This window comes from Paracoccus sphaerophysae (genome assembly GCF_000763805.1).
Taxonomy (GTDB): Bacteria; Pseudomonadota; Alphaproteobacteria; order Rhodobacterales; family Rhodobacteraceae; genus Paracoccus; species Paracoccus sphaerophysae.
Genome location: NZ_JRKS01000030.1, coordinates 1 through 18,941 on the forward strand (window position 1 = coordinate 1; position 18,941 = coordinate 18,941).

Annotated in this window: 19 protein-coding genes; 8 read left to right on the forward strand and 11 right to left on the reverse strand. The window is 70.4% G+C overall.

Annotated features, from left to right (window positions below):
• From IC63_RS09870 to rsmI, 4 genes are all read right to left on the reverse strand, one after another.
• Nucleotides 1-1,137, reverse strand: a 1,137-nt coding sequence (locus tag IC63_RS09870) for a YifB family Mg chelatase-like AAA ATPase (RefSeq protein ID WP_036719679.1), incomplete at its 3' end; no start/stop codon positions are given.
• 389 nt (nucleotides 1,138-1,526) lie between these two features.
• Nucleotides 1,527-2,468 carry a glutathione synthase gene (gene gshB, locus IC63_RS09880; protein ID WP_036719683.1) on the reverse strand — a complete coding sequence of 314 codons (942 nt, stop codon included), beginning with the start codon at nucleotides 2,466-2,468 and terminating at the stop codon, nucleotides 1,527-1,529.
• A gap of 101 nt (nucleotides 2,469-2,569) precedes the next feature.
• A complete protein-coding gene (locus IC63_RS09885; protein ID WP_232222578.1) occupies nucleotides 2,570-2,992 on the reverse strand; it encodes a YraN family protein in 423 nt (140 codons plus the stop codon).
• A 4-nt stretch (nucleotides 2,993-2,996) separates the two neighbouring features.
• A complete protein-coding gene (gene rsmI / locus IC63_RS09890) occupies nucleotides 2,997-3,923 on the reverse strand; it encodes a 16S rRNA (cytidine(1402)-2'-O)-methyltransferase (protein WP_084115719.1) in 927 nt (308 codons plus the stop codon).
• Nucleotides 3,924-4,038: 115 nt separating this feature from the next.
• Between rsmI and IC63_RS09895 the strand changes: the two genes are divergently transcribed.
• The 3 genes from IC63_RS09895 (at nucleotide 4,039) to murJ (ending at nucleotide 9,572) form a co-directional block, all read left to right on the forward strand.
• Complete coding sequence (locus IC63_RS09895; RefSeq protein WP_036719686.1) at nucleotides 4,039-5,238, forward strand: penicillin-binding protein activator; 1,200 nt, start codon at nucleotides 4,039-4,041, stop codon at nucleotides 5,236-5,238.
• 62 nt (nucleotides 5,239-5,300) lie between these two features.
• Nucleotides 5,301-8,033 carry a [protein-PII] uridylyltransferase gene (locus tag IC63_RS09900; protein WP_036719689.1) on the forward strand — a complete coding sequence of 911 codons (2,733 nt, stop codon included), beginning with the start codon at nucleotides 5,301-5,303 and terminating at the stop codon, nucleotides 8,031-8,033.
• A 6-nt stretch (nucleotides 8,034-8,039) separates the two neighbouring features.
• Nucleotides 8,040-9,572 carry a murein biosynthesis integral membrane protein MurJ gene (gene murJ / locus IC63_RS09905; RefSeq protein ID WP_036719693.1) on the forward strand — a complete coding sequence of 511 codons (1,533 nt, stop codon included), beginning with the start codon at nucleotides 8,040-8,042 and terminating at the stop codon, nucleotides 9,570-9,572.
• Nucleotides 9,573-9,637: 65 nt separating this feature from the next.
• On the opposite strand, the gene IC63_RS09910 is transcribed toward murJ, so the two are convergent.
• Nucleotides 9,638-10,348: a rhomboid family intramembrane serine protease gene (locus IC63_RS09910; RefSeq protein WP_036719696.1), complete on the reverse strand. Its 711-nt coding sequence runs from the start codon at nucleotides 10,346-10,348 to the stop codon at nucleotides 9,638-9,640.
• Nucleotides 10,349-10,434: 86 nt separating this feature from the next.
• Between IC63_RS09910 and trpS the strand changes: the two genes are divergently transcribed.
• Nucleotides 10,435-11,454, forward strand: coding sequence for a tryptophan--tRNA ligase (gene trpS, locus IC63_RS09915; protein WP_036719698.1), 1,020 nt, complete (start codon nucleotides 10,435-10,437; stop codon nucleotides 11,452-11,454).
• Nucleotides 11,455-11,591: 137 nt separating this feature from the next.
• Here trpS and IC63_RS09920 read toward each other — a convergent pair whose 3' ends face one another.
• Nucleotides 11,592-12,671 carry a PA0069 family radical SAM protein gene (locus IC63_RS09920; RefSeq protein WP_036719701.1) on the reverse strand — a complete coding sequence of 360 codons (1,080 nt, stop codon included), beginning with the start codon at nucleotides 12,669-12,671 and terminating at the stop codon, nucleotides 11,592-11,594.
• Between the two features lie 124 nt (nucleotides 12,672-12,795).
• Here IC63_RS09920 and IC63_RS09925 point away from each other — a divergent pair, with 124 nt between their 5' ends.
• Nucleotides 12,796-12,993 carry a hypothetical protein gene (locus IC63_RS09925; protein WP_036719761.1) on the forward strand — a complete coding sequence of 66 codons (198 nt, stop codon included), beginning with the start codon at nucleotides 12,796-12,798 and terminating at the stop codon, nucleotides 12,991-12,993.
• 9 nt (nucleotides 12,994-13,002) lie between these two features.
• Here IC63_RS09925 and IC63_RS09930 read toward each other — a convergent pair whose 3' ends face one another.
• The 5 genes from IC63_RS09930 to IC63_RS09950 all read right to left on the reverse strand — a co-directional run bounded on the left by IC63_RS09930 (nucleotide 13,003) and on the right by IC63_RS09950 (nucleotide 16,610).
• Nucleotides 13,003-13,605, reverse strand: coding sequence for an HNH endonuclease (locus IC63_RS09930; protein WP_036719704.1), 603 nt, complete (start codon nucleotides 13,603-13,605; stop codon nucleotides 13,003-13,005).
• A 182-nt stretch (nucleotides 13,606-13,787) separates the two neighbouring features.
• Nucleotides 13,788-14,699 carry a hypothetical protein gene (locus tag IC63_RS09935; RefSeq protein ID WP_036719707.1) on the reverse strand — a complete coding sequence of 304 codons (912 nt, stop codon included), beginning with the start codon at nucleotides 14,697-14,699 and terminating at the stop codon, nucleotides 13,788-13,790.
• Nucleotides 14,696-15,346, reverse strand: a complete 651-nt coding sequence (locus tag IC63_RS09940; RefSeq protein ID WP_036719709.1) for an alpha/beta hydrolase — start codon at nucleotides 15,344-15,346, stop codon at nucleotides 14,696-14,698. Before IC63_RS09940 ends, IC63_RS09935 begins: the two co-directional genes overlap by 4 nt.
• Complete coding sequence (locus tag IC63_RS09945) at nucleotides 15,343-15,966, reverse strand: DNA-3-methyladenine glycosylase family protein (protein WP_036719712.1); 624 nt, start codon at nucleotides 15,964-15,966, stop codon at nucleotides 15,343-15,345. The genes IC63_RS09940 and IC63_RS09945 overlap by 4 nt, the downstream gene beginning before the upstream one ends.
• Nucleotides 15,963-16,610, reverse strand: a complete 648-nt coding sequence (locus tag IC63_RS09950; protein WP_036719714.1) for a GntR family transcriptional regulator — start codon at nucleotides 16,608-16,610, stop codon at nucleotides 15,963-15,965. The genes IC63_RS09945 and IC63_RS09950 overlap by 4 nt, the downstream gene beginning before the upstream one ends.
• A gap of 72 nt (nucleotides 16,611-16,682) precedes the next feature.
• Between IC63_RS09950 and IC63_RS09955 the strand changes: the two genes are divergently transcribed.
• Genes IC63_RS09955 through IC63_RS09965 form a run of 3 tightly spaced genes read left to right on the forward strand, consistent with a single transcriptional unit; the run spans nucleotide 16,683 to nucleotide 18,886 of the window.
• Entirely contained in the window at nucleotides 16,683-17,402 is a 720-nt protein-coding gene (locus IC63_RS09955; RefSeq protein ID WP_036719764.1) for a pyrimidine 5'-nucleotidase, read from the forward strand.
• Between the two features lie 27 nt (nucleotides 17,403-17,429).
• Entirely contained in the window at nucleotides 17,430-17,666 is a 237-nt protein-coding gene (locus IC63_RS09960) for a hypothetical protein (protein ID WP_156965430.1), read from the forward strand.
• Nucleotides 17,666-18,886, forward strand: coding sequence for a UbiH/UbiF family hydroxylase (locus IC63_RS09965; RefSeq protein ID WP_052042084.1), 1,221 nt, complete (start codon nucleotides 17,666-17,668; stop codon nucleotides 18,884-18,886). Before IC63_RS09960 ends, IC63_RS09965 begins: the two co-directional genes overlap by 1 nt.
• The last annotated feature ends 55 nt before the right edge of the window (nucleotides 18,887-18,941 follow it).

The window sequence follows — 18,941 nt, forward strand, 5'->3', positions numbered from 1 at the left end:
GCGGTCCATCAGCGGCCCGGACAGCCGCCCCATGTAATCCGCCCCGCATTGCGGCGCGCGGGCGCAGGCGCGCGCGGGATCGGCGAAATGCCCGCAGCGGCAGGGGTTGGCGGCGGCCACCAGCAGGAAGCGACAGGGATAGCGGACATGCGCGTTGGCGCGGGCGACGACAACCTCGCCGGTCTCGAGCGGCTGGCGCAGGGTTTCCAGCACCTGGCGCGGAAATTCTGGCAACTCGTCCATGAACAGCACGCCGTTATGGGCCAGGCTGACCTCCCCCGGCTTGGCGCCGCGTCCGCCGCCCACGATCGCGGCCATCGACGCGGTGTGATGCGGATCGCGATAGGGGGCCTCGCGCGAGATGCCGCCATCGCTCAGCAAACCTGCCAGCGACTGGATCATCGAGGTCTCGAGCGCCTCGGCCGGCGTCAGTTCGGGCATCAGCCCCGGCAGGCGCGCTGCCAGCATCGACTTGCCGGACCCGGGCGGGCCGACCATCAGCAGGTGATGCCGCCCCGCCGCGGCGATTTCCAGCGCGCGCTTGGCGCGTTCCTGCCCGCGCACGTCGGCCATGTCCGCGATCCGCTGCGGGCGCGCGACCTGGCCCGCCACCGCCTGCGGCGCCGGGGCGCGGCCGGTCAGATGGTCCACCACCTGGCGCAGCCCGTCGGGGGCGATGACCGGCACCGCACCGACCCAGGCGGCCTCGGCCCCGCAGGCCGGGGGACAGATGAGCGTCCGCTGATCCTCGGCCGCGGCCATCGCGGCGGGCAGCGCGCCGGCCACCGAAACCAGCCGCCCGTCCAGCGCGAGCTCCCCCAGCGAAACGACGTTTTCCAGCTCGTCGGCCGGGACGACATCCAGCGCCGCCAGGATCGCGAGCGCGATCGGCAGGTCGAAATGCGAGCCCTCCTTTGGCAGGTCGGCCGGAGACAGGTTGACGGTCACCCGCTTGGCAGGCAGCGCGACGGCCATCGCCGAAAATGCGGCGCGGATGCGTTCGCGAGCCTCGCTGACGGCCTTGTCGGGAAGGCCGACGACCGTGAACGCCGGCAGCCCCGGGGCCACGGCGGCCTGCACCTCAACCAGCCGCGCCTCGATCCCGACGAAGGCAACGGTATAGGCAATCGCGACCATGTGCTTTCCCTGCTGTCCCAAGGGCGAGACTAGCAGGCGGAGGTTTAGAAAAGCTTAACGGGCCTCGCGAGCAGCCGGCGGCAATTTTTGCGCGCCGGGAGTTCGTCGATCTGCGCCGAGGCGGGCAGCGGGTCCTGCGTAGTCACCCTATCGATCTGCCTGAGCCGATTCATCGGCTGACCCTGATCGAGCTGGGAAACCGCGCCGGGAGTTCTGCGGTCCGCGGCCTGCTCACCCTGCCTCAGGGGGCAGCGGCGGCTTTCGCGGGCAATCACGAAAGCGGAGCTCGCTCGTGCGGGGATCGGCGCCGGTCTGGCTAATGCCCCTACGTGCGCATGCTCTCGGTGCAGCGACAAGCCAGTGCGGGCAGCCTCGCCGTGCCGGGGCAGTCAGGCCCTGCGGCGCTCGATCGCCTGCCAGATCAGCTCGGCCCCGTTGACCCCGTCGAAACGCTCGAGCTCCTGGAGCCCGGTCGGCGACGTCACGTTGATCTCGGTCAGCCAGCCGTCGATCACGTCGATGCCCACGAAGATCTGCCCCTTTTCCCGCAGGACCGGCCCGATCCTTGCGCATATCTCGCGCTCGCGGTCGGTCAGCCCGACCTTTTCAGGCCGGCCGCCGACATGCATGTTCGACCGCGCCTCGCCCTCGGCGGGCACGCGGTTGATGGCCCCCACGGGCTCTCCATCGACCAGAATCACGCGCTTGTCGCCCATGACCACGGCGGGCAGGTATTTCTGCACGATCACCGGCTCGCGGTTGATGCCGCCGAAGAGCTCGAGCAGCGCCGACAAGTTGGCGTCGGCCTGGGGCAGGTGAAACACACCCGCGCCGCCATTGCCATAGAGCGGCTTGAGGATGATCTCGCCGTGACGCGCCCGGAAATCACGAATCGCGCGAACATCGCGGGCGATCATCGTCGGCGGGGTGAGATCGGGAAAATCCAGCACCATCAGCTTTTCGGGCGAGTTCCGGACCCAGAACGGATCGTTGACGACCAGCGTGTCGGGGTGGATGCGGTCCAGCAGATGGGTCGAGGTGACATAGGCCATGTCGAAGGGCGGGTCCTGGCGTAGCCAGACCACGTCGAATGCGCGCAGATCGGCCGTCCGCCATTCGCCGAAGCTGACATGATTGCCCGGCTCGCGCCGCAGCGTGATGTCGCGCCCATGCGCGAAAAGCTGCCCCTCGTCGAAGATCAGCTGATCCGGCGTGTATTGAAACAGCGTATGGCCCCGGGCCTCGGCCTCGAGCCCGATGCGGAACGTCGAATCGGCACTGATCGAGACATCCTCGATCCGATCCATCTGCAGCGCGACCTTGAGACCCATCCCCGGCTCCGTGGCTCAGTTCGTCCGGCTGCGGTTGTGGCGCGCGATACCTGCGGATGCAAGCCGGCCCGACGCCACCCTAGCCGATGCAGGACCCCGGGTCAGTTCAGGCCGAACGCGTTCTCCAGGATCTCGACCCGAGCCTGCGCATCGACCAACGCCGCGTCGAACCGGATGTCGGTCAGCGATCCTGCCGGCTGACCATCGGCATACAGCATCGCTGCCATGCAGATGCGGTCCATCTGACGCCGCGACAGCCGCTGGGCCGCGGCATCGTGCGTGTCCGCCTTCTTGACCTCGACGAAGACGATCTGGTCACCGTCGCGCAGGATCAGGTCGACCTCGCCCGCGGCGCTGCGCCAGCAGCTTTCCAGCACGACACAGCCGCGCCCTTCATATTCGGCCGCGACCCGCCGTTCAGCGGAATGTCCGCTGGCGTGGGCGGCAAGGCCGCGCGCGGCCCGCTGACCGGACAGGTCGGGGCCGGGCCGCGCGACCTGCGTCCAGGGCATCAAGGTCTCCATCCACTCACTCCTCCTTCATGGCCAGGGCCACGGCATAGACGTCCTTGCGCGACCGCCCGGTCAGCGCCGCGACCTGTGTGGACGCGTCGCGCAGCGTCATCCTGTCCAGCCGGGACCGCAGGGCGTCCCGAACCGCGTCATCATCCACCGCCAGCCGTGCCGGTGGTCCAAGCACGACCACGACTTCGCCCCGCAGCCCGTCGTCCGGGACCAGATCGCGAACCTCTGCCACCGTCCCGCGCAGCACTTCCTCGAACTTCTTCGTCAGCTCCCTGCACACCGATATATCACGGCTCGAATCAACTTCGCACAAATCATCCAACAATTCCCTAACGCGCCTCGGGCTTTCGAAAATCACCACCGTGGCGGCGATCACCGCCAGTTCCGCCAGCCAGCGCCGGCGGGCAGTCTGCGCCGTGGGGGCGAAGCCCGCGAACAGGAAGCGGTCGGTCGGCTGGCCGGCGATCGTCAGCGCCGCCAGCAGCGCCGAGGCGCCCGGCACCGCGTGCACCCGCCCCCCCGCGGCCGAGACAGCGCGGGCCAGGGCAAAGCCCGGGTCGGCGACCAGCGGCGTCCCGGCATCCGAGCAATAGGCGACGCCCCCACCCTCGGCGATCGTGGCGAGGATCAATTCGGTGGTCCGCTCGGGGCTGTGATCGTGCCAGGCCAGGATGCGCCGGCCGCGCAGCGGGATGCCGTGGATCGCCATCAGGTGGCGCAGGGTGCGGGTGTCCTCGGCGGCCAGCACGTCCGCCGCGTTCAGCACGTCCAGCGCCCGCAGGGTGATGTCCCGCGCCGTCCCGATCGGGGTCGCGACGAGGTGAAGCCCCGGATCCAGCCGCGAGCCGAGGATGCCCGCCGCCAGCGGCACCGCGCCCTCGGTTTCGGCGCGCGGCCGCGTGTCGCCCGTTTCCCCTGCCGTGCGCCTCATCCGCCCGCTCCTGTCGTGCCACCCGCCATCGCCGGCAGGCCAGGTTGCCACGTGCGGCCGAGTATGGCTACCCTCGCCGCCGACCCGGCAACCCCAGAAAGAGGGAATCACCCGCATGTCCTCCATCACCCTCGGCCGCCCGGCCGACCTGCTCCGCCGTCCGCTGATGCGGATCGCGGCGCTGGTATCGGCGGCGGCCCTCGCGGCCTGCCAGCCGGTCGAGCCGACGGCCACCGGCGCCCAGACCGGACCGCTGATCGACCCGTCGCAGCCGGTGCAGGTGGCGCTGCTGGTGCCGGCCGACTCGGGCGACGCGAACTACGACTACATGGCCCGCTCGATGGCCAATGCGGCCCGGATGGCGGTGGCCGACGCGCAGGGCGCGCGGATCGACCTGCGGGTCTACAATTCCGGCGACGATGCCGCCCAGGCGGTCGCCATGGCCAACAAGGCCGTCGCCGAGGGCGCCAAGGTCATCGTCGGCCCGCTGCACGCCGAATCGGCCAACGCCGTGGGCAACGCGGTGCGTGGCAGGGTCAACGTGCTGTCCTTCTCGAACAACGCCGACATTGCCGGCGGCAACCTGTTCGTGCTGGGCAACACCTTCGGCAACACCGCCGACCGGCTGGTCTCCTATGGTGTCCGGCAGGGGCTGCGCCGCTTCCTTATCGTCCACGAGAGCGACGTCGCCGGCCAGATCGGTGGCGCCGCGATCGAGGGCGCCATCGCCCGCAACCGCGCCACCATGGTCGGCAAGACCGCCCACGGCATGACCCGAGCGCAGATGGACAGCATCGCCCCGACCATCGCCCAGGCCGCCGCGGCCAACCAGGCGCAGGCGGTCTTCCTGACCGGCAACCAGCAATCCGTCCTGCCCGAGATCACCGCGGCGCTGGCCAATGCCGGGCTGAACAGCTCGGCGATCCAGATGATGGGCCTGACCCGCTGGGACATCCCGGCCAGCCGGATGAGCCTGCCGCAACTGCAGAACGGCTGGTTCGCGATCCCCGATACCGCCCGGATGGCCGAGTTCAACGCCCGCTATCGCGCCGCCTACGGCGAGAACCCGCATGACTTCGCGACGCTCGCCTATGACGGCGTGTCGGCCATCGCTGCCAACGTGCGCGCCGGGCGCAAGAACGCCGTCACCACGGCCGGCCTGACCCAGGGCGCAGGCTTTGCCGGCATCCAGGGCGCCTTCCGGCTGCGGCCCGACGGGACCAACCAGCGCCAGCTGTCGGTCGCCACGCTGCAGGGCGGCCGGCTGGTCGTGATCGACCCGGCGCGGCGCAGCTTCGGCGGCTTCGGGCTCTGACCTTGGCCCGACCCGACCCGCAGGACGACGACGTCGTCGCTGCTGTCCAGAGCGCCCCGGCATTGCCCGGGGCGCATCCGCTCTTTGACCCGGCGACCGCCCATGCGGCGCTCGAGGCGGCCCTCGCCGGGGCCACCGAGGCCCGCGACATCCGCGCCCGCACCGTGGCGCTGCTGGCCAATGCGCGGGCCGAGGCGATGGCCGACATCGTCGCGGGTCTCGCCACCCACCCCCGCAAGGGCCGCGAGACGGTCCGCGCCATCGCCGAGCTGACCGACGCCACCGTCCGCGCCGTCCACCACGTCGCCACCACCCGGCTGCACCCCAACCTTGCCCCCACCGAGGGCGAACGGCTGGCCGTCATGGCCGTCGGCGGCTATGGGCGCGGCGAGATGGCGCCGCAATCCGACGTGGACCTGCTGTTCGTCCATCCATGGAAGACCGCGGGCTGGATCGAAAGCGTCGTCGAATCGATGCTGTACATGCTGTGGGACCTCAAGCTGAAGGTCGGCCAGGCCACCCGCTCGGTCGAGGAATGCCTGCGCCTGGCCGAGGGCGACATGACCATCCGCACCAGCCTGCTGGAACACCGGCTGGTCTGCGGCGACGCGGTCATCGCGCAGGAGCTGCGCACCCGGCTGTGGCCCGAGCTGTTCGACCGCACCGTCCCGCAATTCATCGAGGCCAAGCTCGCCGAACGCGAGGCCCGCCACACCCGCCAGGGCGGCCAGCGCTATGTGCTGGAACCCAACGTCAAGGAAGGCAAGGGCGGCCTGCGCGACCTGCAGACCCTGTACTGGCTGGGCAAGTACATCCACCAGGTCGACCGGGCGATCGAGCTGGTCGACCTGGGCCTGTTCACCCGGCGCGAGCACACGACCTTCTGGGCGGCCGAGGATTTCCTGTGGGCTGTCCGCTGCCACCTGCACCTGATCGCGGGGCGGCCCGTCGACAAGCTCAGCTTCGACATGCAGGTCGAGGTGGCGCAGCGGATGGGCTATCACGACGCGGGCGGGCGGCGCGGCGTGGAAATCTTCATGCAGGATTATTTCCGCCACGCCACGCGGGTGGGCGAGCTGACCCGGGTGTTCCTGACCGCGCTGGAACAACGCCACCTGTATCGCGCCCCCCTGCTGGAACGCTTTCGCCGCCGCCGGCTGCGGGCCGGGTTCCGGATGGAGACCGGCCGCCTGACCGTCGCCGACCCCGAGCATTTCTTCGACGACCCGCTGAACATCCTGCGCCTGTTCGAGGAGGCGCTGCGCACCGGCATCCTGCTGCACCCCGACGCGATGCGCCGGGTGGCGCGCAACCTGCGCCGCTTTGACGACGCGGCGCGCCACGACCCCGAGGCGGCGCGCATCTTCCTTGACCTGCTGCTGCGGCACGGCAACCCGGAACGCGCCCTGCGCCGGATGAACGAGCTGGGCGTGCTGGGCGCCTATATCCCGGAATTCGAACGCATCGTCGCGATGATGCAGTTCAACGTCTATCACCACTTCACCGTCGACGAGCACCTGATCCAGTGCGTGGCCGAACTCGCCCGGATCGAGCGCGGCGAGGCGGTCGAGGACCTGCCCATCGTCAGCTCGATCATGGGCGGCGACATCGACCGCACGGTGATCTATCTCGCCACGCTGCTGCACGACATCGGCAAGGGCCGGCCCGAGGATCATTCGATCATCGGCGCCCAGATCGCCCGGCGGGTCTGCCAGCGGCTGGGCCTGTCGGCCGAGCGCATCGAGCTGATCGAATGGCTGATCCGCAACCACCTGCTGATGTCGGACGTGGCGCAGAAGCGCGACATCTCGGACCCTCGGACGCTGCGCGACTTTGCCAAGGCGGTCAGGACCCGCAAGCGGCTGGACCTGCTGCTGGTGCTGACCGTCTGCGACATCCGCGGCGTCGGGCCGGGGACTTGGAACAACTGGAAGGCGGAACTGCTGCGCAAGCTGCACCGGCTGACGGCCGACGCGCTGGAAAACGGGCTCGAGGCCGTCAACCGCGAACAGCGGGTGGACGAGGCGCGCCGCTCGCTGCGCCACCTGCTGACCGCGCAGGGCTGGGCGCCGGGCGATATCCGGGCCGAGACGGCCCGCCATTACGACAGCTACTGGCAGGGGCTGCCGACCGACACGCAGCAGGTCTTTGCGCGGCTGCTCAAGGGCATCACGGATGGCGAGATCCGCATGGACCTCGACCCCGACCTGCAGCGCGACGCGACGCGGGCGGCCTTTGTCATGGCCGACCATCCGGGGCTGTTCTCGCGGCTTGCCGGCGCGCTGGCGCTGGTCGGGGCCAACGTGGTGGATGCCCGCACCTATACCACCCGCGACGGCTATGCGACCGCGGTCTTCTGGGTCCAGGACGCCGAGGGCCGCCCCTATTCAGCCGAGCGCACTCCGCAGCTGCGCCGGATGATCGACCGCACGCTGCGCGGCGAGGTCGTCCCGCGCGAGGCGCTGGCCGACCGCGACAAGGTCAAGAAGCGCGACCGCGCCTTCCGCTTTCCGACCCATGTCACCTTCGACAACGAGGGATCGGAAATCTACACCATCGTGCAGGTCGACACCCGCGACCGGCCGGGCCTGCTGTATGACCTGACCCGGACGCTGGCCGCGAACCACATCCAGATCGTCAGCGCCGTCATCGCCACCTTCGGCGCCCAGGTCGTCGACAGTTTCTACGTCAAGGACATGTTCGGGCTGAAGCTGCACCAGCAAACCCGCCGCGACGCCCTTGAAAAGAAGCTGCGTCAGGCGATACGCGAAGGCGCGGAACGGGCGGAAGGCTAGGACAGGATGCGCGGTGGACTGGTGCGGGGCTTCGTCTCCGTCGGCTTGTGGACGTTCCTGTCGCGCCTGTCGGGGTTCGTCCGCGACATCCTGATGGCCGCCTGGCTCGGCACCGGGCCGGTGGCCGAGGCGTTCCTGGTCGCGCTGTCGCTGCCCAACATGTTCCGCCGCTTCTTCGCCGAGGGTGCGTTCAACACCGCCTTCGTGCCGCTGTTTTCCAAGAAGCTCGAGGGCGGCGACGACCCGCAGCGGTTTGCGCAGGACGCGTTCTCGGGGCTCGCTTTCGTCGTCGCGGTATTCTCGGCGGTGGCGATGATCGCCATGCCGGGGCTGGTCTGGCTGATGGCGGCGGGGTTCGCGGGGGACGAGCGCTTTGCGCTCGCCGTTGAATACGGGCGGATCACCTTCCCCTATATCCTGCTGATCTCGCTGGCCTCGATGGTCTCGGGGGTGCTGAACGCCAATGGTCGCTTCACCGCCGCGGCGGCGGCGCCGGTGCTGCTGAACCTGCTGTTCATCGTCGGCATGCTGCTGGGGCGGGCCTTCGGCTGGGACCTTGGCCTGACGCTCGCCTGGGCGACGCCGCTGACCGGGATCGCGCAGCTGGCGCTGGTCTGGTGGGATGCGAGCCGCACCGGCTGGCGCTTCGTCCCCCGCCGCCCGCGCCTGACCCCGGACATGAAGCGGCTGCTGACCATCGCCCTGCCGGCGATCTTCGCGGGCGGCGTGGTGCAGGTGAACCTGCTGGTCGGCCGGCAGGTGGGCTCGTTCTTCGAGGGCGCGATCGGCTGGCTGTCCTATTCCGACCGGCTGTATCAGCTGCCCCTGGGCGTCGTCGGCGCGGCTGTCGCCGTGGTGCTGCTGCCCGAGCTGTCGCGGCGCCTGCGCGCGGGTGACGAGACCGGGGGCCAGTCCGCCTATTCCCGCGCGACCGAGTTCGGCATGTTCCTGACCCTGCCCGCCGCCTTCGCCATCGCGGTGATCGCCGTGCCGATGGTGGCCACGCTGTTCGAACGCGGCGCGTTCGACGCCCATGACACGCAACAGACGGCGCGGGCGCTGATCGTCTATGCGCTGGGGCTGCCGGCCTTCGTGCTGCAGAAGATCCTGCAGCCGCTGTACTTCGCGCGCGAAGATACCCGCACGCCCTTCCGCTTTGCGCTGGTGTCGATGGTGGTGAACGCCGCCGTGGCGTTCGGGCTGATGCAGTCTTTGGGCTTCATCGCCGCGGCGCTGGGGACGACCGTGGCGGCCTGGGTGATGGTCGGGCAGCTGTGGTGGGGCACCCGCCGCATGGGGCTCGCCGCCCGCGCCGACCGGCGGTTGATCCGCACGGTGCCGCGCATCCTGCTGTCATCGGCCCTGATGGCCGCAGCGCTGTGGGTCCTGCGCGGCTGGCTGGCGGCAGATGGCGAGAGGGACGTGCCGGGGCTGGCCGTCCTCGTCTTCGGCGGGGCCGCGGTCTATTTCGCGCTGAGCTTCGCGACCGGGGCGATCAGCCTGGGCGATCTCAAGCGCAACATGCGCCGGTCGCGCTGAGTGCGGCGCCCACTGGGGGTTTTCCACCCCCAGACCCCCGGAGGATATTTCGGCAAAGAAGAAGCTCAGCGGTGGCGGATGCCGCGGCGGACCCGGCCGAGCCCGCCCGGGACCAGCACGAAAGACAGCAGGAAGCCGATCACGAAGCCCGCGATCTCGGCGATCCAGCTTTTCCCGGCGCCCCCGAACAGCACCCCGAACACCAGCTGGAACGCCAGCAGGATGCCGATCAGCGAAAACGCGCGCAGCTGGTTGGCGTGCTCCTGCCCCAGGCGGGTCCACAGCAGGAAGGTGAAGGCACCGAGCAGGCCATAGACGGCGGGATAGCCGCCGACCAGCGGCTCGAACCGGAACTGCGGGGCCAAGCCCGCGATCAGCGCATAGACGATGCCGCCGCCGATGGCCGAGGCCATGAACAGGGCCGCCACCGCCCAGGGGCGGAACACCCGCGCGACCATGTTCCCCAGCGCCAGCAGGAAGACCACGACGAACAGCGCGTGAGTGAAGGAATAATGCACGAAGGGGTAGGTCAGCAGCCGCCACAATTCGCCCCCGGCGGCGCTGTGCCGGTCCCAGGCGCGGATCAGGAACTCGGGCGCAAAGGCGGTGCGTTCGACCATGATCTGTCGCGCCGCCTGGCCTGCGCCGGGGCCCCCGGACAGGAAGCCGAGCCGGCCCAGGCCGAAATACGCCTCGGCGGCGACGATCGGCAGGGCCAGCACCCAGATGATCGCGGGGACCGGGTTGACCGGGTTTTCGTCGTATCCGGGGCGCATGGCTCGTCCTTTGGCTGGGGCGGTTGCGCCCGTCTGGGCCAAGGGTTAATCCGGCCCGGATCGTTTTTCCAGTCAGGCAGCGCAAGATGGCACCGGCCCACACTCCTCGCATCTTCTCGGGCATCCAGCCGTCAGGCGGCCTGACGCTGGGCAACTATCTGGGCGCGCTCAAGCGCTTTGCCGAAAAGCAGGGCGAGGTCGAGACGGTGTTCTGCCTGGTCGACCTGCACGCCATCACCGTCTGGCAGGACCCCGAGCGCCTGCGCCGGCAGACCCGCGAGGCGGCTGCGGCCTTCATCGCCGCGGGGATCGACCCGGCGCAGTCGGTGCTGTTCGTGCAGTCCCACGTCACCGCCCATGCCGAGCTGGGCTGGATGCTGTCCTGCGTGGCCCGGGTCGGCTGGATGAACCGGATGACCCAGTTCAAGGACAAGGCCGGCAAGAACGCCGAGGCCGTCAGCCTGGGGCTGTATGCCTATCCTGCGCTGATGGCGGCCGACATCTTGGCCTACAAGGCGACGCACGTCCCGGTCGGCGAGGACCAGAAGCAGCATGTCGAGCTGACCCGCGACATCGCCGCCAAGTTCAACCACGATTACGGCGTCGACTTCTTCCCGATGCCCGAGCCGGTGATCGAGGGCGCCGCGACCCGCGTCATGTCGCTGCGCGACGGGACCAAGAAGATGTCCAAGTCCGACCCCTCGGACGCCAGCCGCATCAACCTGACCGACGATGCCGACATGATCGCCCAGAAGATCCGCAAGGCCCGCACCGATGCCGACCCGCTGCCCGGCTCGATGGAGGGGCTGAAGGACCGCCCCGAAGCGCGCAACCTCGTCAACGTCCACGCCGCGCTGTCGGGCGAGACGCCCGACGCGGTGCTGGCGCGGTTCGAGGGCCAGGGCTTCGGCGCCTTCAAGCCGGCGCTGGCCGAGTTGGCGGTGTCGGTCCTCGCCCCGATCACGACGCGGATGAACCAGCTGATGGACGACCCGGCGGAAATCGACCGCATCCTTCTCGACGGCGCCGCGCGTGCCGACGCCATCGCCGCCCCGATCGTCGCCGAGGCGCGCGAGATCATGGGGATGATCCCGGCCGCGCGCTGAGGGACAGGGGGCGCTGCCCCCGTCCGCTGGCGCGGACTCCCCCGGGATATTTTCGGACAAGAGATCAACTCTTCTGTCCGTAAATATCCCCGCCGGAGGCTCCGGCGCGCGCCGTAAGCACCTTGCGTGTCCCCGTGTCAGAACAGCGCCAGCTGGTCCCCGGCCCGCGGCGGCGGGGCGAAGCGCGAACAGTCCAGCGGCGGGCTTTCGGTGTCGAAGCCCAGCCGCTTGCGCGCGACGCGGAAGCGCTGGTGCATCAGTTCGGCCTCGACCCCCTCGCCCCGCATGCGGCTGCCAAAGCGGGCGTCGTTGTCCTTGCCGCCGCGGATCGCCTGGATGCGCCCCATCACATGCGCGGCCTTGCCCGGGTGGTGGCGGTCGAGCCAGTCGCGGAACAGCGGCGCCACCTCGTAGGGCAAGCGAATCGGGATCATGCTGGCGGTGGCGGCGCCGGCGTCGCGGGCGGCGGCCAGCAGCGCCTCGATCTCGTGGTCGGTCAGGCCGGGGATGATCGGGGCGCACATGACGCGGACCCGGACGCCAGCTTCGGTCAGCGCGCGGATCATCTGCAGCCGCGTCGCCGGCGCGGGGGCCCGCGGCTCCATCTGCCGGGCCAGTGCGGCGTCCAGCGTGGTCAGCGAGACGCCCACGAAGACCTGCCCGCGGGCCGCCATCGCCCCGATCAGGTCCAGGTCGCGCAGGATGGTCCGGCCGCGGGTCACGATGCTCAGCGGGTGGTTCCAGTCGTGCAGCACCTGCAGGCAGCCGCGCATGATGCCAAAGCGCGCCTCGGCCGGCTGGTACGGGTCGGTGTTGGTGCCGAACGCCAGGGGCGCCACGGCATAGCTGCGCCGCGCGATCTCCTCGGCCAGCCGCGCCGGCGCCTCGGGCTTGGCGGTGATGCGGGTTTCGAAATCCAGCCCCGGCGACAGCCCCAGATAGGAATGGCTGGGGCGCGCGAAGCAGTAGATGCATCCATGCTCGCAGCCGCGATAGGGGTTGACCGAGCGGTCGAAGGGCACGTCCGGGGACTGGTTCCGGGTGATGATGCTGCGGGGGTTCTCGAGGCTGATCTCGGTCTTCAGCAGCGTCTCGTCGGGCGGCGTGTCCCAACCGTCATCCTCGCGGACGGCCTGGTAGGGCTCGAACCGGCCGGCCGGCCGATGCGCGGCACCGCGGGCCTTGAGCAGTTCATCGGGGTCACGGGGCGGCAGCATGGGTGGAATGATGGAACATTCCGGGAACTTGGGCAAGATCGGACGCATGACCGGCATGCCGCCCCGGCAAGGGCTTTCCATCCCGCCCTGGCGTGCCCATATTTGGCCGGTAACGGAGGATTCGATGCCCCTGCCCCATTTCCTGCTGACGGTTCTCGCGGTCATCATCGCCGCGGGCGTTTCGCTGGTGCTGGCCCTCGCCGCAGGCATCCCGCTGCCGGTGCTGGCGCTGGTGGCGGCGGTCGCGGCGGTGATCGCCCACCTGGCGGCGCGGACCGGGGCCGGGCTGGATAACGGGCCGCATCACACGCCCGGTGCCTGATCCCGCCGCTCAGCTTTCCAGCTCGGCGTCCCAGTACAGGTAATCGATCCAGCTGACATGCAGGTGGTTCGGCGGAAACCGCCGTCCAGCGGCGTGCATTTCCTCGGATGAGGGCCGCTGCGGCGCCCGGCGCAGCCGCATCCCCGAGGCGCGCAGGCTCTTGTTGGCCTTCCTCAGGTTGCAGGGCGAACAGGCCGCGACCACGTTTTCCCAGCTGGTCACCCCGCCCCGCGACCGCGGCACGACGTGGTCGAAGGTCAGATCGCCCTTGGACCCGCAATACTGGCAGCAGAATTCGTCCCGCAGAAAAAGATTGAAGCGCGTGAATGCCACGCGCTTCCTGGGTTTCACATAGTCCTTCAGCACCACGACCGAGGGGATGCGTATCGCCTCGCGCTGGCTTCGCACGACCTCGTCATATTCGGCGAGGATCGAGACGCGGTCCAGGAACACCGCCTTGATGGTCTCCTGCCAAGGCCACAGCGACAGAGGGTAATAGCTGAGCGGGCGGTAATCGGCGTTCAGCACCAGCGCGGGGTTGTGGCGCAATGCAGCGGGATCGCGCACGAACTGGGTGCGGAAATCGGTTACGGCATGTCGCTCGTCCAGCATCCCGGCGTCCCTTCTGCGCGTTCCGGCCCCGGCTATCCTTGCGTCGTTGCGGCCGACTATATCCTGCGGCTGCGATCCGGCAACCCTCTGCATGTTGCCCTGCCCCAGCAAAACGACACCGGCATGGCGATCGGGTGACAATCCGGTGACGACGGGCCGGTCGGACGCCCGTGAGGCGCCCCTCAGCTCCCCATCCGGGCCGCGGCCCAGGCGCAGATCGTCGCGTGCAGCGCGGCCATCTCGCCGGCGTCCGGGCTGACCCGGCGCAGGGATTCGGCCAACCGGCGCGCCGCCTGCTGCTGCTGGCGCTCAGAGCGGCGGGCAAAGCCCAGCGCGGTGTTGGCGATGGTGACGTTGCCGGTGGGGGCGTCGGCCTCGATCGCGGCCAGCAGCGCCATGCGCACCGGCCCCGGCTGATCGCCGGCCTGCGCCATGACCCGCCGCACCAGCTCGATCGTGTGCGCGGGCGCGGCCCGGTGCGCCCGGGGCGGCGCGTCATCCGGCCGCGGCGCCACCCCCAGCAGCGACAGCAGCGCGCCCAGCCAGTCGCCCTCTGCCGTCGCCTGCACCACCTGATCCGCGCCGGTCATCGCCTGCATCCCGGCCGCGACGGCGGGCAGGTCCAGCATCCGCTGGGTCTCGGGCCGCGCGGCGAACGACTCGAACGCGTCGGTCATCGGCGGGCGGCCCTGCATCGGCGCGTCGAGGATGCCTTGCGCCCACAGCGAGCGCAGCCACGGCCCGGACTCGCGCGAGATCAGGAACAGCGTGATCCTGCGGCCACCGGCCGCGGCGATCAAAGCCGGGCGCGCCTGCCTGGAAAACGCGGGGTAGCGGACCGAAAACCCCTCGTTCGACACCAGCACCGTCGGAGACCGGCTGGCCGCGACGTCCTGGGCCAGGGTATCGGCGTGACCGTCCAGCAACTCGGGCACCAGCCGGCTGTGCTTGCGCATCAGATGCGGCGAGCGCGGGTCGGGATAGTCCACCCCCTCGGCCAGCAGCCGGGTCCGCTGGGCATCGCACCAGAATTGCAGGGCCGAGCTGGCCGCCTTGGGCAGGCCGACATGGATCACCAGCCGGCCGGCACTCACCCCAGGACCTGGCGGATGAAGCCCAGCGCCGTGCCCAGCCCGTCGGGCGAAATCCCGTGCCCGGTGCGGGGCATTGTGTGGGTCGCCACGGAAAAACCTGCGCCTGTCAGCGCGGTTTCGGCCAGACCCATGTCGGCAAAGGGCACCATCGGGTCCTGATCGCCGTGCAGCAGCAGGACCGGCGGGCGGACCTTGACTTCGGACAGCAGCTCCGGCGCCAGCAGCCGGCCCGAGAAGCCGACGATGCCCGCCACCGGGGTGTCGCGGCGGGGCAGGACGTGCAGCGCCATCATCGTGCCCTGCGAAAACCCGACCACGACCATCCGGTCGGGCGTCAGTCCCTCGCGCGCCAGCACCCCGTCGAGGAAGGCATCCACGTCGGCGATGGATTTCCCCATCGAGGCGCGCGCCTGATCCTCGGTCGAGCCGTCCAGCCACGGGATCGGAAACCACTGATAGCCCATAGGGTTGTTCACGCAGCGCTCGGCCGCGTCGGGGGCATAGAAGGCGGTGCCGGGCAGATGCGGGCCCAGCGGGTCGGCGAGGCCCAGCAGGTCGGCCCCGTCGGCGCCGTAGCCGTGCAGGAACACAACGACCGAATCCGCCTTTTGCGGCCCGCGCCGCCCCGATTTCAATTCCCGCGTCATGTGACCCCCTCGCGTCCCTTCGCCAGCCGGTAATAGGCCCAGAGCCCCCGTGCCGCAACCGACCGCCAGGGTTGCCACGGCCGCGCCAGCTCGGCCAAAGCGCGGCCCTTGGGGCGCTCGGGCAAGCCATACATGATCCGAGCGGATTCCTGCAGCGCGAGATCGTCGGGGCAGAAGGCGTCGGCCCGGCCCAGCGCGAACATCAGATAGATCTCGGCCGTCCAGCGCCCGATCCCGGGCAACGCGGTCAGGGTGGCGATCACCTCGTCATCCGGCAGCGCCGCCAGCGCGTCGAAGTCGAGCCCGGCCGCGGAAATCCCGCGCAGATAGCGGATCTTGGGGGCCGACAGGCCGCAGGCCCGCAGCGCCTCGTCGCTGGCGGCGAGGATCGCGGACGGCGTGTCCAGCCCCGCCGCGGCCAGCTTGCGGGCGATGGCGTTCGCCGAGGCCACCGACAGCTGCTGCGAGATCACCGCGTCGAGGATCGCCGCGAAGCCGTCCGGCCGGCGGCGCAGCGGGATCGGCCCGATCTGCGGCAGCACGCGCGCCCAGACCGGGCAGACCGCGGCCAGATGCGCCATCCCCTCGGCCAGGTCGGCCTCGGCGTCGATCAGCCTCATGGGCGGTCCTGTTCGATGGTCGCGGCCCAGGCCCGGGCGGATTCCTTGAGCCGGGTCTCGAACGCGGTCGAGATATGGTGGCGCAGCGCCGCCTCGGCCGCGTCGGCATCGCCCGAGGCGATGGCATCGACGATCGCCTGGTGCTCGGCCAGCGACTTTTCGCCCCGCCCCTCGGCCGCCAGCGAGGTCCGTGCCATCAGCGCCATGGTGCGGTGCACGATGTCCAGCTGCTGGACCAGATAGCGGTTGTGCGAGGCGAGGTGGATCTGGTGGTGAAAGCGGCGATTGGCGCGGCTTAGCGCCTGCGGGTCGTCGATGATGCGGTAGTCCTCGACGACCAGCTGCGCCAGCACCCGCACCTCCTCGCGCGTCGCGTGGCGCGCGGCGAGGCGGGCGGCCAGCGCCTCCAGCTCGGTGCGGACGGTGTAGAGCTCGGCCAGCTGGTTGTGGTCCAGCGTGGCGACGATCAGGCTGCGGCCGTCGCGGGTCAGCATCGACTGGGTTTCCAGCCGCTGCAGTGCCTCGCGCACCGGGGTGCGGCTGACGCCGAAGCGTTCCGCGAGTTCGGATTCGACCAGCCGGTCGCCGGGGCGATAGGTGCCGTTGTCGATGGCCGACAGGATCAGGGAATAGGCGTCCTTCATGGGCCGGGACGTTGGCCCCCCCGCACCGCGATTGCAAGCCGCTGCCCGCCGCGCTAGCCGTCCGGGGCCATGATGAACGCCACCCCTCGCGCCCCCGATCTCGCCCGCGACTTCGCCCATGTCGATTGCTGGGTCTTCGACCTCGACAACACGCTGTATCCGCCAGAGATGGCGCTGTTTTCCCAGATCGAGACGCGGATGACCGCCTATGTCCAGCGCCTGCTGGACGTGGACGCCGCCGAGGCGAACCGCCTGCGTGCCCATTACTGGCGCGAACACGGCACCACCCTGGCCGGGCTGATGGCCCATCACGGGATCGAGCCCGAGGCCTATCTGGCCGATGTCCACGACATCGACTTTTCCGGCCTGCGCCCCGACCCCGACCTCGCGGCGGCGATCGCGGCGCTGCCGGGGCGCAAGATAATCCACACCAACGCCGACGCCGCCTATGCCGGCAAGGTGCTGGCGCATCTCGGCCTGGGCGTGATTGACGCGATCTACGGGATCGGCGAGGTCGACTATCACCCCAAGCCCGGCCCGCGCGCATTCGCCGCAGTCATCGCCGCCGACGGCTTCGACCCCGCGCGCGCGGCGATGTTCGAGGATGACCCGCGCAACCTGCAGATCCCGTTTTCGCTGGGGATGCGCACCATTCTGGTGGGCCGGGGCCGCCACGGGCCGGACGAGCTCGACCTGGATCACAGCCACGGCGCGCACGTGCTGTGGCGGACGGCCGAGCTGACCGGCTTCGTCGCCGCGCTTGCCGCGGCCCTTGCCGGCGTGGCAGATTAGCGCCCGACGCAACAGCCGAGGTCCGCCATGTCGCAAGCTCAAACCCCTGCCGAAGCCATGACCCACGCCGTCAGCGGCGACGAGGCGATGCAGACCCGGCGCGAACGCGTCCTCGCCGGGCGCATCCTCATCATCACCCTGCTGGTCGCGGTGCTGGCGGCGGTGCTGGTCGCGCTGTTCGGCCTGCCGATGCTGAATTTGATCGGGCTGGCCGCGACTGTCGTCGTCTTCGTGATCCTCATCGCCTACGCCGCAGGGTTCTGATGCCCGAGGCTCTGACGGCCGGCGGGGAAACGGCGCCGCAGTCGGCCGATGTGCTCGTGTCGGGCGGCGGGGTGGCGGGGCTGACTGCCGCCGCGGCCTTCGGCGCGGCCGGGCTGTCGGTGATCTGCGTCGATCCCGCGCCGCCGGTGACCGAGGAAGGTGCCGCGGGCGCCGATTTGCGCACGACGGCGTTCCTGCAGCCCTCGGTCGAGCTGTTGCAGCGCATCGGCCTGTGGGATCGCCTGTCCGCCTACGCGGCGCCCTTGCAGGTCATGCGGATCGTCGATGCCGGCGGGCGCGAGCCGATTGCGCGGCTGATCCGCGAATTCGACGCCTCCGAGATCTCGGCCGAGCCGTTCGGCTATAACCTGCCCAACTGGCTGCTGCGCCGCGAACTGACCGCGCGGCTGGCCGAACTGCCGAACGTCGCCTTTCGCCCCGGCACCGGCACCGCCGGCCTGACCGCGCGCGAGGATGCCGCGCTGGTTGACCTGTCCGACGGGACCCGCGTCCATGCGCGGCTGGTCGTCGCCGCGGATGGCCGCGAATCCCCGGTGCGCAAGGCGCTGGGAATCGGGGCGCGCACCATCCGCTATGGCCAGAAGGCGCTGGCCTTTGCCGTCACCCATGAGCGCCCGCACGGCAACGTGTCGACCGAGGTGCACCGCTTCGGCGGCCCGTTCACGTTGGTGCCGCTGCCCGACCGCGAGGGCCGGTCGTCCTCGGCCGTGGTGTGGATGGAGCGCGGCCCCGAGATCGCCCGCCTGCGCGCCCTGCCCCGCGCGGCGTTCGAGGCCGAACTGAACGCCCGCTCGGCCGGGGTGCTGGGGCATCTGACCCAGGCCACCGGGCTGACCGAGTGGCCGATCATCAGCCAAATCGCCGACGCCTATACCGGCCCGCGCACGGCGCTGATCGCCGAGGCCGCCCATGTCGTGCCGCCCATCGGCGCGCAGGGGCTGAACATGAGCCTCGCGGACCTGGCCGCGCTGGTCGACCTGATGGCGCCGGACCCCGGCAACGCCGCGGCGCTGGCCGCCTATGCCCGCCGCCGCCGCCCCGAGGCGCTGGCCCGGCTGATCGGCATAGACGCGCTGAACCGGGCCAGCATGATGACGCCGCGCCCCTTGCGCGACCTGCGCGCCGCGGCGCTGGGCGGGCTTTACGCGCTGGGTCCGCTGCGGCGGACGATGATGCGCGCCGGTCTGGGGCTGCGCTGAGCGGCGCTGCCGGACCGGGGGTTTTCCACCCCCGGACCCCCGGAGGATATTTGCG

Coding starts and splice junctions, on each gene's coding strand:
- IC63_RS09920 (WP_036719701.1), bottom strand. CDS start 12,671: ATGCTGCCGCCCCGTGACCCCGATGAACTGCTCAAGGCCCGCGGTGCC.
- IC63_RS09910 (WP_036719696.1), bottom strand. CDS start 10,348: ATGCGCCCCGGATACGACGAAAACCCGGTCAACCCGGTCCCCGCGATC.
- IC63_RS09960 (WP_156965430.1), top strand. CDS start 17,430: ATGTCGCAAGCTCAAACCCCTGCCGAAGCCATGACCCACGCCGTCAGC.
- IC63_RS09945 (WP_036719712.1), bottom strand. CDS start 15,966: ATGAGGCTGATCGACGCCGAGGCCGACCTGGCCGAGGGGATGGCGCAT.
- IC63_RS09965 (WP_052042084.1), top strand. CDS start 17,666: ATGCCCGAGGCTCTGACGGCCGGCGGGGAAACGGCGCCGCAGTCGGCC.
- IC63_RS09940 (WP_036719709.1), bottom strand. CDS start 15,346: ATGACGCGGGAATTGAAATCGGGGCGGCGCGGGCCGCAAAAGGCGGAT.
- IC63_RS09955 (WP_036719764.1), top strand. CDS start 16,683: ATGAACGCCACCCCTCGCGCCCCCGATCTCGCCCGCGACTTCGCCCAT.
- IC63_RS09950 (WP_036719714.1), bottom strand. CDS start 16,610: ATGAAGGACGCCTATTCCCTGATCCTGTCGGCCATCGACAACGGCACC.
- rsmI (WP_084115719.1), bottom strand. CDS start 3,923: ATGAGGCGCACGGCAGGGGAAACGGGCGACACGCGGCCGCGCGCCGAA.
- trpS (WP_036719698.1), top strand. CDS start 10,435: ATGGCACCGGCCCACACTCCTCGCATCTTCTCGGGCATCCAGCCGTCA.
- IC63_RS09885 (WP_232222578.1), bottom strand. CDS start 2,992: ATGGAGACCTTGATGCCCTGGACGCAGGTCGCGCGGCCCGGCCCCGAC.
- IC63_RS09930 (WP_036719704.1), bottom strand. CDS start 13,605: ATGCTGGACGAGCGACATGCCGTAACCGATTTCCGCACCCAGTTCGTG.
- murJ (WP_036719693.1), top strand. CDS start 8,040: ATGCGCGGTGGACTGGTGCGGGGCTTCGTCTCCGTCGGCTTGTGGACG.
- gshB (WP_036719683.1), bottom strand. CDS start 2,468: ATGGGTCTCAAGGTCGCGCTGCAGATGGATCGGATCGAGGATGTCTCG.
- IC63_RS09925 (WP_036719761.1), top strand. CDS start 12,796: ATGCCCCTGCCCCATTTCCTGCTGACGGTTCTCGCGGTCATCATCGCC.
- IC63_RS09895 (WP_036719686.1), top strand. CDS start 4,039: ATGTCCTCCATCACCCTCGGCCGCCCGGCCGACCTGCTCCGCCGTCCG.